This window comes from Kribbella yunnanensis (assembly GCF_039529655.1).
Lineage (GTDB): Bacteria > Actinomycetota > Actinomycetes > Propionibacteriales > Kribbellaceae > Kribbella > Kribbella yunnanensis.
Map to the genome: position 1 here is coordinate 18,022 of NZ_BAAANF010000009.1, position 14,748 is coordinate 32,769.

General features: G+C 67.8%; 16 protein-coding genes. 9 read left to right on the forward strand and 7 right to left on the reverse strand.

The genetic code is table 11. The features are described 5' to 3' along the window. The first annotated feature begins 43 nt into the window (after positions 1–43). The 5 genes from ABD231_RS13625 to ABD231_RS13645 are packed head-to-tail and all read left to right on the forward strand — an operon-like array spanning position 44 to position 3,871. Positions 44–679, forward strand: a complete 636-nt coding sequence (locus ABD231_RS13625; protein ID WP_344150160.1) for an O-methyltransferase — start codon at positions 44–46, stop codon at positions 677–679. Beyond that, complete coding sequence (ccmA, locus tag ABD231_RS13630) at positions 676–1,317, forward strand: heme ABC exporter ATP-binding protein CcmA (RefSeq protein WP_344150162.1); 642 nt, start codon at positions 676–678, stop codon at positions 1,315–1,317. The genes ABD231_RS13625 and ccmA overlap by 4 nt, the downstream gene beginning before the upstream one ends. A 28-nt stretch (positions 1,318–1,345) precedes the next feature. Beyond that, on the forward strand, positions 1,346–2,917 hold the full coding sequence (locus ABD231_RS13635; protein ID WP_344150164.1) for a DUF6297 family protein: 1,572 nt from the start codon (positions 1,346–1,348) through the stop codon (positions 2,915–2,917). A gap of 52 nt (positions 2,918–2,969) precedes the next feature. Further along, positions 2,970–3,320 carry a PadR family transcriptional regulator gene (locus ABD231_RS13640; protein ID WP_344150166.1) on the forward strand — a complete coding sequence of 117 codons (351 nt, stop codon included), beginning with the start codon at positions 2,970–2,972 and terminating at the stop codon, positions 3,318–3,320. Then, positions 3,317–3,871 carry an HAAS signaling domain-containing protein gene (locus ABD231_RS13645; RefSeq protein WP_344150168.1) on the forward strand — a complete coding sequence of 185 codons (555 nt, stop codon included), beginning with the start codon at positions 3,317–3,319 and terminating at the stop codon, positions 3,869–3,871. The genes ABD231_RS13640 and ABD231_RS13645 overlap by 4 nt, the downstream gene beginning before the upstream one ends. Here ABD231_RS13645 and ABD231_RS13650 read toward each other — a convergent pair. The 3 genes from ABD231_RS13650 to glnA form a co-directional block, all read right to left on the reverse strand. Beyond that, the gene (locus ABD231_RS13650) at positions 3,860–4,900 is read right to left on the reverse strand and encodes an LLM class flavin-dependent oxidoreductase (protein WP_344150170.1); all 1,041 of its coding nucleotides are present in this window, start codon (positions 4,898–4,900) and stop codon (positions 3,860–3,862) included. The two genes, ABD231_RS13645 and ABD231_RS13650, sit on opposite strands and share 12 nt — an antisense overlap. A 322-nt stretch (positions 4,901–5,222) precedes the next feature. Then, positions 5,223–5,498 (reverse strand): hypothetical protein, encoded by a 276-nt coding sequence (locus tag ABD231_RS13655; protein ID WP_344150172.1) that lies wholly within the window; start codon positions 5,496–5,498, stop codon positions 5,223–5,225. Between the two features lie 179 nt (positions 5,499–5,677). Further along, on the reverse strand, positions 5,678–7,102 hold the full coding sequence (glnA, locus tag ABD231_RS13660; RefSeq protein WP_344150174.1) for a type I glutamate--ammonia ligase: 1,425 nt from the start codon (positions 7,100–7,102) through the stop codon (positions 5,678–5,680). A 192-nt stretch (positions 7,103–7,294) separates the two neighbouring features. Here glnA and ABD231_RS13665 point away from each other — a divergent pair, with 192 nt between their 5' ends. Together ABD231_RS13665 and ABD231_RS13670 are read left to right on the forward strand one after the other, a co-directional pair. Next, complete coding sequence (locus tag ABD231_RS13665; protein ID WP_344150176.1) at positions 7,295–7,753, forward strand: RDD family protein; 459 nt, start codon at positions 7,295–7,297, stop codon at positions 7,751–7,753. 59 nt (positions 7,754–7,812) lie between these two features. Continuing rightward, positions 7,813–8,331 carry a hypothetical protein gene (locus ABD231_RS13670; RefSeq protein ID WP_344150178.1) on the forward strand — a complete coding sequence of 173 codons (519 nt, stop codon included), beginning with the start codon at positions 7,813–7,815 and terminating at the stop codon, positions 8,329–8,331. Here the strand turns inward: ABD231_RS13670 and ABD231_RS13675 are convergent. The 3 genes from ABD231_RS13675 to lipA all read right to left on the reverse strand — a co-directional run bounded on the left by ABD231_RS13675 (position 8,328) and on the right by lipA (position 11,485). Further along, positions 8,328–9,608: a class I SAM-dependent methyltransferase gene (locus ABD231_RS13675; protein ID WP_344150180.1), complete on the reverse strand. Its 1,281-nt coding sequence runs from the start codon at positions 9,606–9,608 to the stop codon at positions 8,328–8,330. The genes ABD231_RS13670 and ABD231_RS13675 overlap by 4 nt on opposite strands. Positions 9,609–9,833: 225 nt before the next feature. Beyond that, positions 9,834–10,529 (reverse strand): DUF4191 domain-containing protein, encoded by a 696-nt coding sequence (locus ABD231_RS13680; protein WP_344150182.1) that lies wholly within the window; start codon positions 10,527–10,529, stop codon positions 9,834–9,836. Between the two features lie 17 nt (positions 10,530–10,546). Continuing rightward, positions 10,547–11,485 carry a lipoyl synthase gene (gene lipA, locus ABD231_RS13685; RefSeq protein ID WP_344150185.1) on the reverse strand — a complete coding sequence of 313 codons (939 nt, stop codon included), beginning with the start codon at positions 11,483–11,485 and terminating at the stop codon, positions 10,547–10,549. A 56-nt stretch (positions 11,486–11,541) separates the two neighbouring features. Between lipA and ABD231_RS13690 the strand changes: the two genes are divergently transcribed. Next, entirely contained in the window at positions 11,542–12,888 is a 1,347-nt protein-coding gene (locus tag ABD231_RS13690) for a sensor histidine kinase (protein ID WP_344150188.1), read from the forward strand. After that, positions 12,885–13,547, forward strand: coding sequence for a response regulator (locus tag ABD231_RS13695; protein ID WP_344150191.1), 663 nt, complete (start codon positions 12,885–12,887; stop codon positions 13,545–13,547). Before ABD231_RS13690 ends, ABD231_RS13695 begins: the two co-directional genes overlap by 4 nt. Here the strand turns inward: ABD231_RS13695 and ABD231_RS13700 are convergent. Then, positions 13,519–14,658 carry a low temperature requirement protein A gene (locus ABD231_RS13700; protein WP_344150194.1) on the reverse strand — a complete coding sequence of 380 codons (1,140 nt, stop codon included), beginning with the start codon at positions 14,656–14,658 and terminating at the stop codon, positions 13,519–13,521. The genes ABD231_RS13695 and ABD231_RS13700 overlap by 29 nt on opposite strands. Positions 14,659–14,748: the final 90 nt, after the last annotated feature.

The following is a 14,748-nucleotide window of genomic DNA, read 5'->3' on the forward strand; positions in this document are numbered from 1 at the left end:
ATAGAGACTACAGGCGACCGTCTTAATACATGGAGGGGTACTTATGGGCTCACAAGTTCAGGTAACCGACGAGCTGCACGACTACATGGTGGCGCACGGCACACCGCTGGACGACATCGCGGCCGAGCTGGTCGCCGAGACCCAGGCGCTCGGTGACGTCTCCGAGATGCTGACGACGGCCGACCAGGCGGGGCTGCTGACCACGCTGACCCGGCTGGTCTCGGCCCGGCGGGCGGTCGAGATCGGGACCTTCACCGGGTTCTCCGCGCTCGCGATCGCGCGCGGCCTGGCCGACGACGGGCAGCTGATCTGCCTGGACGCCAGCGAGGAGTGGACCGCGATCGGCCGGAAGTACTGGGAGCGGGCCGGGGTGAGCGACAAGGTCGAGCTCCGGATCGGTGACGGACATGCGCTCGCCGCCTCGCTGAACGGGTCGTTCGACCTGGCCTTCGTGGACGCCGACAAGCCCGGGTACGTCGACTACTTCGAGAAGCTGGTCCCGTTGATCCGCCCGAACGGCATCCTGCTGTTCGACAACACGCTGGCCGGCGGCCGCGTGGTGAACGCGGACGGTCCCGCCGACCGCAAGGAGTTCAACGCCCACATCGCGGCGGACAAGCGCGTCGACGTGACGATCCTCGGGATCGGCGACGGACTGACCCTGGTCCGCAAGAAGTGAGCAAGGCGACGCCGCGGCTGGCGATCAAGGACCTGCAGCACAAGTACGGCGATCGGCCGGTGATCGAGGGCCTCACCTTCACCCTGAACGCCGGCCAGGCAATCGCCCTCGTCGGGCCGAACGGCGCGGGCAAGACCACCGTGCTCAAATGCATCGTCGGCGCGGCCGACCCGGCAGCAGGCACCATCCTGCTCGACGGCCAGCCCATCGACGAACGGTCCGAAACCGTCCGCCGCGACGTCGCCACCCTGCTGGACGACTTCGACTTCTTCCCCGACCTGACCGCGGCCGAGCACTTGGATTTGTTGGCCCGAGCCCACGGCAACGCGACACCCGAAGACCTCGTCGACACACTGTTGGACGACATCGGGCTGTTGCCGGCCGCGGATCAGCTGCCGGGCTCGTTGTCGTCCGGTCAACGCCGTCGGCTGGCGTTGGCGACCGCTCTGGTGCGCCCGCGGAAGCTGATGGTCCTGGACGAGCCCGAGGCCCGCCTGGACGTCGACGGTGTCAAGTGGTTGGCCGAGCGCCTCGTAGAGGAGAAGAAGTCGGGTACGGCGATTCTCTTCGCCAGCCACGAGCCGTCGCTAGTCGAGGCGGTCGCGGACTCCGTCGTCACCCTCACCCCGCTGCCATGACGGTTCCTGAGCCCTCGGAGGGCGCGTCATGAGCGACGGCCCGGTGACCTTCGACCCGGCCCACTTCGGCGCGATCCCCAGTCCCCGCGCCCTCCGCAAGTGGATGCGCGAGACCCGGCGAAAGCACGCCGACCGCTCGTTCGGCCAGCTCTTCGAAGACGTCTACCTCGTCATCTTCACGCTAGCCATGCTCGGGGCCACCGGCGGCAACGTCGTCAAACACCTGAACGCCGACATGACGACGTGCGACTCCCTGCACTGCTGGCGACTCTGGGACGCACTGCCGTTCATCATCTTCCCGTTGCTGGTGGCAACGACTTTGCGGGTGCTGCTGAGCATCGGCCCGGTCTCCGCCTCGCGTGCGACCGGCTTCTGGCTACTCGGTACGCCGGTCAACCGCAGCGCGCTGTTGCGCCCGACGTACTGGAAGGCAATCGCCGGTACGGCGGTGCTCGGCGGCGTGGTATCGCTGGTGGCCTGGGCGGTGCTCGGGGAGCCGTACGCGTCGCTCGTGGAGTTGACGGTCATGACGACGGCGCTGATGATCGGCGCGGCGTGTGTGACGGTGTGGGCTCAGCAGACCGCGCGGCGTACGTGGTGGACGTTGCGGGTGGCCGACCTGCTCCTCGTCGCGGCGGTGATCCCGGCGGTGTGGCTCGCGGTCGAGCGGTTCAAGGACCCGGAGAACATCCAGTGGGCCAACGTCATCATCGTCATGTCGACTGAGGCTCCGAACAACCAGCTGTGGTTCGGGTTCGGGCCCACTATCGAGCCCTATCAAATGCGGTTGCTGATGATCGTGGTCGTCGCGCTCGTCGTCGTACTCGGTCTGGTGCTCCTGACCGCACGGACGCTCGGCCGGCTCTCTCGGACGAATGTGATCGCCGGCGGTGACTTGCTGGCCGGGCTGGCTGGTGCGGCGAGCAGTCTGGATCCGAGCATGTTGGCTGATGTGGTGGCCGGGCGGCATTGGCGGTTGAAGGGGCGTGCGAAGACTCGGCGGGGGCGTGGGTCCCAGGGTGGGGCGCTGATCCACCGGGAGTTCGTGCGGATTCTGCGGTGGCCGCGGCGGTTGGTGATGGCGTTCGCGCTGCTCGTGGTGCCTTATGCGGTGGCCGGGGCCGGTTTCGATCCGCTGGTTCCGATCGCGGCCGGGTTCGCCGGGTTCGCGGCGATCCGGCCGTTGATGGACGGGTTGCGGTCGGTGTGCCGGTCCAAGGGCCTTGTGCGCGCACTCGGCTACGACCTGCGCGAACTCCGCGTGCTGATGGCGATCGCGCCCGGGCTCATCACGGTCGTGTGGGCACTGGCGGCGTACCCGATCCTCGGTAGTGGCGCCGCGACGTTCGCCGTCGGCGCGGGCGTGATCGCGGGCGCGGTGCGACAGGCGTCGGCGCGGCCCCCGTCGTACAGCGGACCGCTGGTCGCCTCGCCGATGGGCGCGATCCCGCCGGGGCTGTTCTCGCAGCCGATGCGCGGCTTCGACGTACTGCTGATCTGCCTGGCGCCGGTCCTGCTCGGCCTGAGCTCGACGTGGCTGCTCGTCATCCCCGGCTTCATCCTGGCCGTGATGTTCTCGCTGCGCCCGAAGACCGACTGACGGGCTGACCTCCTGCTGGCCTATCTTGGTGTGGACAGGTACCTTGTATCGCATGGTAGCCGAGAAGGTCTTCACCCAGCTGCGGCGCGGGACGCTGGAGTACTGCGTGCTGGCGTTGCTGCAGGGGGAGGAGCGGTACGGGTTCGATCTGGTGAAGGAGCTCGGGGAGATCGACGGGATGGTCACCACGGAGGGCACGATCTACCCGCTGCTGGCGCGCTTGCGGCGGGAGGGGCTCGTGGAGACCAGTTGGCGCGAGTCCGAGTCGGGACCGCCGCGGCGGTACTACCGGTCGACGGCCGAGGGCGGACAGGCCCTGGCCGACTTCACCGCGGACTGGGAACGGTTTCGGACGTCGGTCGACGCGATCCTGCGGCGCGGCAACGAGGGGAGACGGAAATGAGTGCGGACCGACTGGTCGCGGCGTACCTCAGCGACCTGGTGATGGCAGCCGAGCCGCTGCCGGAGGAACGGCGTACCGATCTGATCGTGGACGTCACCTCGCATATCGCCGAGGCCCGGGCGGCGGGTGCGACATCGGACGACGACATCCGGCAGATGCTCAAGCAGTTGGGCGATCCGGCCGACATCGTCGCCGCCGCGACCGACGGCCTCGTGCTCGTTGAGCGACCTTCGGCGCAGCCGCGGCTGCGTGGGCGCGATATCGCCACGCTCATTCTGCTGCCGGTCGGCGTCTACATCTTCCTCGCCGGCTGGGTGGCCGGAGTCGTCCTGCTGTGGACGTCGGATCGGTGGACGACCCGCGAGAAACTCCTGGGGACGCTGGTCACGCCGTTCGGCTTTGCATCGGCTCAGGTGTTCGCGACCGTCGACTTCGGCGACACGCTGCCGAGGGTCGTCGGTATCCCACTGGCCGTCCTGCTGCTCCTGGCGCCGGTGTTCACCTTCATCGTGCTGATCAAGAACGGGCGGCCGGGTCGGTCAGCGGAGTAGCGGTAGCAGCTGGTCGCCGATGCGGATGGTCTCCTCGCGGTACGGCGTATCGGACAGGATGAAGTGCGTGATGCCGAGGTCCTGGTACTTCTTCAGCGACTTCGCGACGTCCTCGGCGGATCCGACGAGCCACGTCGTACCGGCGCCACCGCCGCCGTACTTGCCGGGGGCCGTGTAGAGGTTGTCGTCGAGTACGTCGCCGCGTGCTGCGAGGTCGATCAGCCGCTGCTGGCCGACCGCCTTGAACCACCGGTGGTCGCGGTCCCCGGCGTTCTCCGCCATCGTCGCGACCTTGGCCTCGGCGTCGGCCCAGGCTTCCTCGGTGGTGTCGCGGACAAGCGTGGTGATCCGCAACCCGAACTCGAGCGGCTTGTGCTCCCGACCAAGCTCGTCTTCGAGCTCTCGTAGGCGACTGATCCGTTGCGTGATCCCGTCCAGCGGCTCGCCCCAGAACAACTGCACATCCGCGTCGGTCGCGGCGACCCGTTGAGCCGCCTCTGACGCCCCACCGAAGTACAGCTTCGGAGGTACGACGGGACGCGTGGCGACCGTCGAGTCGGTCACCTGGAAGTAGTCGCCGGTGAACGTGACGTTCTCCTCGGTCCACAACCTGCGCACTAGCTGGAGGAACTCCTTCGTGCGCGCGTATCGCTGGGCCTGGTCGCCCTCGGAGTCGCCGTACGCCTTGAGGTTGTCCTGCCCCGACACGATGTTGACGAGCAGCCGCCCACCACTCAACTGATCCAACGTCCCAGCCGCCGAAGCAAAATGCGCCGGCCGCCAATACCCCGGCCGAATCGCCACCAGCGGCCTGAAGGTCGTCGTACGAGCCGCCAACGCCGCCGCCACCGTGAACGTATCCGGCCGCCCCCACCCAGTCCCCAGCAGCGCCCCACCCCACCCATGCTGCTCAGTAAGCAACGCCAACTCGGTGAGCCGATCAAGACTGTTGTGCCCACTGGTCGCATCATCACCGCGATGCCCAGGCTCGACCTGATTCGGGATGTACCACAAGAATTCGGCGGTCATAAGTACGAGAGTATGTCGACCAACTTACTTCAGTTGGACCGTCTCACTGTGCGGTTGTCTACCCACTCGTGCGGCTCGCTTGTGGTGCAGGAGGCGTTACCCGCCCGGGCCGGCTGTGGAGGCCCGCCGCGGACAACTGACCGGACCAGACGGGTGCGGCCGCGAGTACCTGATCGACACCAGTCATGCCCGGAACCTAGCAACCGCATCCACTCGGCTGCGAAGGGAATTCGCCGCGACAGCTGCACAAGAACAGGAGGTGTTCACCGTGGCGCGGCAATTCGCTCGCGGCCCAGGCGTGCGGCACGGCATACGTAGACGACTACGTCCTGTCGTTCGGGTCATGGGCCAGGGCTGGGAACAGGCGAAGCGCCTCGTGGACGAGGGGAGAGAACCTCGGTACGTCGGCTGTCGTGGCGAGCGCGATTCCGCGGACGTCCTCCGCCGCGATGTCATGCACGACGGGTCCTTTCACCTCGACGTGCGAGATGAGACCTGTGTGGGTGAAGTCGATGGGGCGACCGGAGGACTCGCGCTCGACGTGGAACTTGAACGGTTTGCGCTCGAGGACCCGGGTGAGCGGACCTGTGCCACTCACCAAACCTCTCCCGAGTCGCCCGAACGGGAGACGCTGAGCGTGAACCGGCCGAGCCGCGGAGAGTTGGTGAGTGTTGGCGGTCCGCCCCGCCCCTTCCGCAGCACCACAAGTCGCCCGCCGCGGAACGACGAAGCCCACCCGGCGGGACACCGGGTGGGCTTCGGGATGACGGCTGGAACTCAGACGTCGTAGTACAGCTCGAACTCGTGCGGGTGGGGGCGGAGCTGGATGGGGGCGATTTCCTGGGTGCGCTTGAGGTCGATCCAGGTCTCGATGAGGTCCGCGGTGAAGACGTCGCCTTCGAGGAGGAACTCGTGGTCGGCCTCGAGGGCGTCGATGACGGCCGGGAGGGAGGTGGGGACCTGGGCGATGCCCTCGTGCTCCTCCGGGGGGAGCTCGTAGAGGTCCTTGTCGACCGGGTCGGCCGGCTCGATCTTGTTGCGGATGCCGTCGAGGCCGGCCAGGAGCTGGGCGGCGAAGGCCAGGTAGGGGTTGGCCGACGGGTCGGGGCAGCGGAACTCGATGCGCTTGGCCTTGGGGTTGGAGCCGGTGATCGGGATCCGGATGCAGGCCGAGCGGTTGCGGCTGGAGTAGACCAGGTTGACCGGGGCCTCGAAGCCAGGGACCAGGCGGTGGTAGGAGTTCACCGTCGGGTTGGTGAAGGCGAGCAGCGACGGGGCGTGCTTGAGCAGGCCGCCGATGTACCAGCGGGCGGTGTCGGACAGGCCGCCGTACCCGGACTCGTCGTAGAACAGCGGCTGGCCGTTGGTCCACAGGGACTGGTGGCAGTGCATGCCCGAGCCGTTGTCGCCGAAGATCGGCTTCGGCATGAAGGTCGCGGTCTTGCCGGCCTGCCAGGCGGTGTTCTTGACGATGTACTTGAACTTCATCACGTCGTCGGCGGCCTTGAGCAGCTCGTCGAAGCGGAAGTTGATCTCGGCCTGGCCGGCGGTGCCGACCTCGTGGTGGGCGCGCTCGACGATCAGGCCGGACCGCTCCAGGGCCAGCGTGATGTCGTCGCGGAGCTCACCGAAGTGGTCGGTCGGCGCGACCGGGAAGTAGCCACCCTTGTAGCGGACCTTGTAGCCGCGGTTGCCGCCGTCCTCGACGCGGCCCGTGTTCCAGGCGCCGGCGACCGAGTCGATGGAGTAGTGCGAGGAGTTCGCCTTGGTCTCGAAGCGGACGTCGTCGAAGACGTAGAACTCGGCCTCGGGGGCGAAGAACGCGGTGTCGGCGATACCGGTCGACTTCAGGTACTCCTGCGCCTTGCGGGCGATGTTGCGCGGGTCGCGGGAGTACGCCTCGCCGGTCAGCGGGTCGTGCACGAAGAAGTTGACCACCAGCGTCTTCGCGCTGCGGAACTCGTCGACGTAGGCGCTGGTCGGGTCCGGCAGCAGCTTCATGTCGGACTCGTGGATCTGCTGGAAACCGCGGACCGACGAACCGTCGAAGGCCAGGCCGTCTTCGAAGACCTCCGGACCGAACGACGACACCGGGACGGTGAAGTGCTGCATGATGCCCGGCAGGTCGCAGAACCGGACGTCGACGATCTCGACGCCCTCGTCCTTGACGTAGGCGAGCAGCTCCTCAGCGCTGGAAAACATACGTACTCCTCGGGGTGGCTCAGAGATTGCAACTGAACGTAGGGCCTGCCGGTTTCTCGGCGGTGACCCCAATGTTTCGCGGATGTTACGCCCAGCGTGTCCGCGCTGACCCACTGGTGTACGCCGGTCACGCCCTGAGATCTTCCTGACCACCATGTGGCCGTCCCGGGACGCTTCCGTAGGCTAGCCATCATGGCATCATCGGCCCAGCCGGGCACAGGACCCTCCGATGAGTTTCGATTTCCGGGCAATCGGCTCGGCCTGCCCGCCGACGGTCCGGGCTCGGCCGCCGGTTGGGGCCGCCGCATCCTCGCGCTGCTGCTCGACTGGTTCATCGCGGGCCTGATCGCGTCCGCCGTCACGGGCAAGCCCATCTGGGCGGGTGGCAACGACTTCGGTACGGCGCAACTGGTCACGTTCTTCGGGATGACCGCGATCCTGGCCGGGCTGGCGGGCGGCACGATCGGTCACCGCGTGTGCGGACTCCGCGTTCTCAACGTCAAAGCCGGCCAGAACGGCGCTCAGGTCGGACTCCTCGGTGGTGTCATCCGCGCCGTACTGCTGTGTCTCGTCCTGCCCGCGGTCATCTACGACCGCGATCGCCGCGGACTGCACGATCGCGCGGCGAACACGATCGTCGTTCGCCGCTGACCTGGCAGTTCCCTGCCACTGCGGTCTCGGCGAGCGCCCGCCGTACCAGGATCGGGAGCGTGAACCTCGCCGTGACCCGAACCGCCGTACTCGCCGTAGCACTGCTGATGCTCGCTGCGTGCGGCTCATCGGGGGACCGGGTCGCGATATCCCCCAGCGCGAGCGTTCCGACGGCGTCGGCGACGCCACCCCCCAAGTCGTCGCCGACGCCCACCCAAACGCCGAAGCCGAAGCCGACGCCCAAGCCCGCGCCAACGGCCATGGACGGCTCGAACTACGCGGCCTGCAGCGACAGCAACTGCGAGATCCTGATCCGACCGTCGACCACGGTCCGCTTCCGCGGCGGCGCGCTCAAGTTCGGCAAGATCGGCAAGTTCGTCCCCTTCACGATCACCGGTCGGTACGGCGGGGGCAGCGGCCAACTGGCCCCCGGCTGCATCCTCAACTTCCGGCCGGGCGGTTCGGGCGTCATCTGCAGCGGCGGGTCCTTGCCTCACTCACTCGACAAGCCCGGTCTGAACCTCCGCCTCCCGTACATCGGCGGCGGCCGCGCAATCCTGAACCTCCGTGCGGTCTAGCGCCGCGTGAACCGCAACTGGACGTCGTCCAGGTAATGCGTGCGGAAGCCAGCCTCTGAGTACGCGAGGTAGAACTCCCACATCCGGCGGAAGGTGTCGTCGAAGCCGAGGCCGGCGATGGCCGGCCACTGGTCGATGAAGCGGTTGCGCCAGATCCGCAGCGTCCGGGCGTAGTCGGCGCCGAGGTGCCGCAGGACCTCGGTCTGCAAGCCGGTGTGCTCAGCCGTGACGTCCTCGATCACCTTGACCGAGGGGATCAGGCCGCCGGGGAAGATGTACTTCTGCACCCAGGTGAACGTGTTGCGAGTGGCGAGCATCCGCTCGTGCGGCATCACGATGGCCTGGACGACGGCGACGCCACCGGGCGCGAGCCGCCGTTCGATCGCGTCGAAGTAGACCGGCCAATACTTCTCACCGACCGCCTCGATCATTTCCACACTCAGTACGGCGTCGAACTCGCCGATCTGGTCGCGGTAGTCGCGCAGCGCGACCTGCACGCGGTCGCCCACCCCGGCATCGGCGATGCGCCGCTGAGCCAGCAGCGCCTGCTGGGAAGCGATGGTGATCGCGGTGACCCAGGCGCCGCGCTGGGCGGCACGGATGGCCAGGCTGGCCCATCCGCAACCGATGTCGAGCACGCGGGAGCCGGATTGGACGCCGGCCGCGTCGAGGATCGCGTCGAGCTTGTTCAGCTGCGCCTGGTTCAGTTCGTCGTACGACGCCTCGCCGAGCCCGAGCGTCGGATCGGGCGTGCCGAAGTAGGCAGCGGAATAGGTCAGGCTCGGATCGAGGAACTCGGAGAACATCGCGTTGCTCAGGTCGTAATGGCGACTGATGTTCTCGCGGGCGCCGGCCCGGTCGTTCTCCTGCTCGCCGGGCTGGCTACGAGTCACCAGCCAGCGCAGCGACTGTGCCCACTTCGGCAGCAGGTGCCGGGTCTCCTCGTTGCTGAACCGCTCGGCGAACGGCACCAGCAGATCGGCCAGATCAGTCCCCGGCTCGGGGTCCCAGTCGCCGGCCAGATACGCCTCACCGAATCCGGAGCCGGCGTCCTGTCCGAGCCGGTCGAGGAACGCCGCGCTGCGGTGCACCCGCATCGCCGGGCCACCCGCGCCGTACGACTTGTTGTCCAGGTGGATGGTGGCCGGGAGGTCCTTGGCGATCATCCGGATCGCGGCCAGCGCGCCGACCCGGCGGACCGGGTTGGACCGCGGTCTGGCCAGCGTGGGCCATGTCTCGGCCACCGGCTGGTGCACCGCCGGCATCAGATCCGTCATGACTTTCTACCTCACCCCTTGAACCGTCCTGGCCGCACTCTAAGGCCGATTGCCCTCCGGTTGCTGCGACACAAGGCACAGGAAATCCCCACGCCTAGTCAAACGCCCCTGAAGCCCATCGGTTACCCCCGCTTTTCTGGTTCAGACCAGTGACGCTGGGTACCGGGGCGGACAGACGTCGGCCCCCGCTCACCTGGGGTGGGCGGGGGCCGATCGATCTGAGGTTCAGCGGCCCTTCATGGCCTGCCGGGCGCCCTTCATGCTGGTCGGCACCGGGCCCTTGGGCATCGGGACCTGCGGGCGGACGGCGTCCAGCGCCTTCAGCCGCTGCAGCAGGTCGGTGATCTCCGACGGCTGCAGGGCGGCCGGGAGCTTCATGACGTGCTTGGTCAGCTTGCGGATGTCGATCTCGTCGTCGCCCTGACCGGCGATCAGTTGGATGACCGGCGCGCCGCCGGCGACCCGGCTGTGCTTCTTGCCCTCGGCGGCCAGCAGGTTCTTCACCCGGCTCGGTGCGCCCTCGCCGACCAGGACGATGCCCGGCCGACCGACGACGCGGTGCACGATGTCGGCGTTCTTGGTGACCGCGACCGCGGGCGTCACGTTCCAGCCGCGGCGCAGGGTCTGCAGGGCGGAGGCGGCCGCGCCGGTCTGGCCCTCGATCTGGCTGTACGCCGCCTTCTCGACCTTGCGGCCGAAGATGATCGTGGCGGCCAGGAAGCCGAGCGCGACACCGAGCGGGATCCAGACCAGCAGCGGGCCGACGAAGTACCCGACCGCGACGAACACCGCGACGATGCCGAGGAAGATCCCGGCGAGCACCAGTCCGACCTTGGGGTCGGACTTCTTGGTCAGCTGGTACGCCGACCGGATCTGCTTGAGCCGGCTGGTCTTCTCGGCGGGCGCGTCGTTCTTGGCCATCTCTACCTTGTCCTGGTCTAAGCCTGCGGGGCGTTCATACGTGACTCAACGGCCTGACGGTACAGCCGTCCGGCGCGGTACGACGACCGTACCAGCGGACCGGACAGTGCACCGGCGAAACCGATCTCCTCGGCCTCGGCCTGCATCTCCACGAACTCCTCCGGCCGGACCCACCGCTCGACCGGGTGGTGCCGCACGGACGGCCGCAGGTACTGGGTGATGGTGATGATCTCGCAGCCGGCCGCGTGCAGGTCCTTGAGTGCCTGGCTGACCTCGTCGCGGGTCTCACCCATCCCGAGGATCAGGTTGGACTTGGTCACCAGGCCGTAGTCGCGGGCCTGGGTGATGACGTCCAGCGAGCGCTCGTAGCGGAAGCCGGGCCGGATCCGGCGGAAGATCCGCGGCACCGTCTCGACGTTGTGCGCGAACACCTCGGGCCGCGAGGAGAACACCTCGGCCAACTGCTCCGGTACGGCGTTGAAGTCGGGCGCGAGCATCTCGACCCCGGTACCGGGGTTCAGCTCGTGGATCTGCCGAATCGTCTCGGCGTACAGCCACGCACCGCCGTCCTCGAGGTCGTCACGGGCCACACCGGTCACGGTTGCGTAGCGCAGACCCATGGTCCGGACCGATTCGGCCACCCGGCGCGGTTCGTCGCGGTCCAGGTCCTCCGGTTTGCCGGTGTCGATCTGGCAGAAGTCGCAGCGCCGCGTGCACTGGTCGCCACCGATGAGGAACGTCGCCTCCCGGTCCTCCCAGCACTCGAAGATGTTCGGGCAGCCGGCTTCCTGACAGACTGTGTGCAGCTGTTCGGATTTCACCAGCTTCGAGAGGGCCTGATACTCCGGGCCCATCTTGGCGCGAGTCTTGATCCACTCGGGTTTGCGCTCGATCGGGGTCTCCGCGTTGCGCACTTCGAGCCTGAGTAGCTTCCGTCCTTCAGGGGCGATCGTCACAGCTCCCAGGGTACGCGCCGCTGTTCAGGGGCCAATCACCCGTACGCTGATGAGCTATGGCCACCCTTGAACTCGGCAGTACGCCGGCCACCGCCGACCCCGGTCCGCCGCCGGAGCGGCCGACCACCGAGCGGGCTTGGATCCGGCCCCGCCCGACCGCCCGGGAGCGGCGTCACGACATCATCCTCGGGCTCGCGATGGCCGCCCTCGCGGTCGTCGGCACCGAGCTGTCCCGGACCGCCGCGCCGATGGCGGTCGACCTCGGTCTGGGGGGCGTGGAGTCGTACGTGCTGGCCGCTGCCGGTGTGCTGCCGCTGTGCTTCCGCCGGGTCGCTCCGATCCCCGTGATGCTGCTGGTCGCCGTACTGTTCGTGCTGACCGGCATCCGGGCGCCGTTCGCGTACGCCGGCAACCTCGTCACGCAAGTGGTCATGTTCATGGCGATCTACGCCGCGGTCGCCTGGGCCCGGGAGCGCCGCCTGCTGAAGGTCACGACGGCGGTGGTGTTCATCGGGATGTTCGGCTGGCTGGCGAAGAACTTCCTCGACGCGCTGCAGATGAACCAGATCACCGGCCCGAACAAGGGCATCGCATCGCCGTACGTCTCGGCCGTGATCCTCGCGGTCGCGCTGAACGTCCTGTACTTCTTCGGCGCCTACCACTGGGGCCGGACGGCGTGGGGCGTGGCGCGGCAGCGGGCGGAGCTGGAGCAGCAGGCCATCGAGCTGGCCGCTCAGCAGCAGGCCAATGCGCGGCGGGCGGTGATCGACGAGCGGCTGCGGATCTCCCGTGAGCTGCACGACGTGGTCGCGCACCACATCAGCAGTATCGGTGTGCAGGCCGGGGGAGCGCGCCGGGTGATGGAGAAGGACCCCGAGGCGGCCAAGAACGCGCTTGGGGTGATCGAGGAGTCCAGCCGGACCGCGGTCAACGAGATGCGCCAACTGCTCGGCATGCTGCGGGCCGCAGACCCCGATCTGGATGTCGATGCGCCGGATGAGAAGGCGCCGCAGGCCGGTGCGGACCGGCTGCCGGCTCTGATCGCCGAAGTGAACGGGCAGGGACTGGAGGTCGGGTTCCACCAGATCGGTTCGCTGCAGGAGCTTCCGCAGACGGTGTCGGTCTCGGTCTACCGGATCGCCCAGGAGGCGCTGACCAACGTTCGCAAGCACTCGACTGCGCGCAGCGCGCACATCACCCTGCGGTACCTGGCGGACGCGGTTGAGCTCGAGGTGATCGACGACGGCCGTCCCAAGCACGCCTCCGTCGGCAGCCGGCTGGGCCATGTCGGGATTCGTGAGAGGGTCAGCCTGCTCGGTGGTGAGAGCGAGATCGGCCCGCGGCCGGTGGGAGGATTCCGGGTCCGGGTGCGGATTCCGGTGCGACAAGGGGTGAGTGAATGATGCGCGTGCTGCTGGTCGACGACCAGGACCTGGTCCGGGCCGGCTTCCGGATGATTCTGTCGGTCGAGTCCGACATCGAGGTGGTCGGTGAGGCGGCCGACGGCGAGAAGGCGGTCGAGCTCGCGCTGCAGTTGCGGCCGGACGTCGTACTGATGGATGTCCAGATGCCTGGGATGGACGGCATCACGGCAACGCAGAAGATCGTCGCGGCGGACGCCGGCAAGGTGATCATCCTGACCACCTTCGACCGGGACGACTACCTGTTCGAGTCGCTCGGTGCGGGAGCCAGCGGGTTCCTGCTGAAGAACACTGCACCGGAGGACCTGGTCGAGGCGATCCAGGTCGTGCACTCGGGCCACGCGCTGCTCGCGCCTGAGGTGACCCGTCGGGTGATCAAGCGGTTCACCGGTGGCGGCGAGCGCGTCTACCGCCCGGATCTGATCGCCGACCTGACCGAGCGCGAGCGTGAGGTCCTTGGGCTCATTGCACGCGGCCTCACCAACACCGAGATCGCCAATCAGCTGTACGTCGGCGAGGCCACGGTCAAGACGCATGTCTCCCGAGTGCTGCTCAAGCTCGGGCTACGGGACCGCGTCCAGGCTGTTGTCTTCGCCTACGAGTGTGGGCTGGTCACGCCTGGCGACGATCTGGCCGGCTGAGTACTGCGCCAACCAGCAGTACGACGACTGCCGCGCACCCGACGACCACGCCGACCGTGGACAGCACCAGCGGCAGCACCAGTACGACGGCCACGCTGATCAGCACGAAGATCAGCGGTGTGACCGGGGGATTGACGATCGGCGCGTGGACCAGCCAGAGCATGCTCAGAAACACAGCCACTGGCAGAGCAACGGCGTACCCGACTGACTGTGGTGCGTGAGTGGTCTCCTCGACCGCCACCTCCAGTCCACCGCCCAGCGCGGCCAGTGCGGCGAACAGGAAGAAGTGACCGTAGCCCCAGCGGTAGGAGTGCTGGCGGCGTTCGCTGAGGCCTTCACCGGACGGGTGCAGGAAGTAGAGCCACCAGAGCGCGAACAGCAGCACCAGTCCGGCTCCGGCGACCAGCAGGAAGGACGCGCTGAGGTGGTCCGCAGCGGCTTCGACACCGCGGCTGGCCGCGAGCACGCTCTCGCCAAGCAGGATGATCACGAACAGTCCGTACCGCTCGGCGATGTGGTGCGGGTGCCAGGTGGTCTGCGGTCCGCGCTCGGCCCACCGCGGTACCGAGAGCTCAACGACGACCAGCAGCACGAACCAGGGGAGTGCGAGATCCGCGAAGGTCAAAGCGAGTAGCCAGCCGATTTGAGCTGCTGTGATTCCCGCGGCGTACTTGAGCGCCGTACTGCGCCCTGCGGGGTTCTCGTACGCCGCGCGCAGCCACTGGAGGACGAGTCCGGCTCGCATGATCAGGTACCCGATCAGCACGGTGCGGTAGTCGCCCGAAGCAGCTGCGGACGGTACGCCGGCCGCCAGCACGAGCACTCCGGCCATCTGCACCATGGTGAGCAGCCGGTACGGCAGATCGTCGGTGTCGTACGACGAGGCGAACCAGGTGAAGTTCATCCAGGCCCACCAGATCGAGAAGAACACTTGCAGGAAGCTGAGCACCTCGACGTGGCCGTCGGCGATGCTGTGCGCGAACTCCGCGGTCACCGCGGCGACCGCCACCACGAAGGTGAGGTCGAACAGCAGCTCGAGCGGGCTGGAGGTCCGGTGCTCCTCGTCGATCGGCCGCGCGGTCATCCGGGCCCGGATACGGGTGGTCGCCATACCAGTGAAGACAGCCGAGCCGGCGCCGCTGTGACAGCCGATGTCACAACTGGATGCGGTGCCCTGTCTTGACTGGTGAGTGGCGCCAGT

What these genes read in the sequence shown, in the direction of transcription:
- glnA (WP_344150174.1), bottom strand. Translation starts at nt 7,102, where the DNA reads ATGTTTTCCAGCGCTGAGGAGCTGCTCGCCTACGTCAAGGACGAGGGC.
- ABD231_RS13650 (WP_344150170.1), bottom strand. Translation starts at nt 4,900, where the DNA reads ATGACCGCCGAATTCTTGTGGTACATCCCGAATCAGGTCGAGCCTGGG.
- ABD231_RS13635 (WP_344150164.1), top strand. Translation starts at nt 1,346, where the DNA reads ATGAGCGACGGCCCGGTGACCTTCGACCCGGCCCACTTCGGCGCGATC.
- ABD231_RS13665 (WP_344150176.1), top strand. Translation starts at nt 7,295, where the DNA reads ATGGCATCATCGGCCCAGCCGGGCACAGGACCCTCCGATGAGTTTCGA.
- ABD231_RS13640 (WP_344150166.1), top strand. Translation starts at nt 2,970, where the DNA reads ATGGTAGCCGAGAAGGTCTTCACCCAGCTGCGGCGCGGGACGCTGGAG.
- ABD231_RS13645 (WP_344150168.1), top strand. Translation starts at nt 3,317, where the DNA reads ATGAGTGCGGACCGACTGGTCGCGGCGTACCTCAGCGACCTGGTGATG.
- ABD231_RS13675 (WP_344150180.1), bottom strand. Translation starts at nt 9,608, where the DNA reads ATGACGGATCTGATGCCGGCGGTGCACCAGCCGGTGGCCGAGACATGG.
- ABD231_RS13680 (WP_344150182.1), bottom strand. Translation starts at nt 10,529, where the DNA reads ATGGCCAAGAACGACGCGCCCGCCGAGAAGACCAGCCGGCTCAAGCAG.
- ABD231_RS13700 (WP_344150194.1), bottom strand. Translation starts at nt 14,658, where the DNA reads ATGGCGACCACCCGTATCCGGGCCCGGATGACCGCGCGGCCGATCGAC.
- ABD231_RS13690 (WP_344150188.1), top strand. Translation starts at nt 11,542, where the DNA reads ATGGCCACCCTTGAACTCGGCAGTACGCCGGCCACCGCCGACCCCGGT.
- ABD231_RS13625 (WP_344150160.1), top strand. Translation starts at nt 44, where the DNA reads ATGGGCTCACAAGTTCAGGTAACCGACGAGCTGCACGACTACATGGTG.
- ABD231_RS13695 (WP_344150191.1), top strand. Translation starts at nt 12,885, where the DNA reads ATGATGCGCGTGCTGCTGGTCGACGACCAGGACCTGGTCCGGGCCGGC.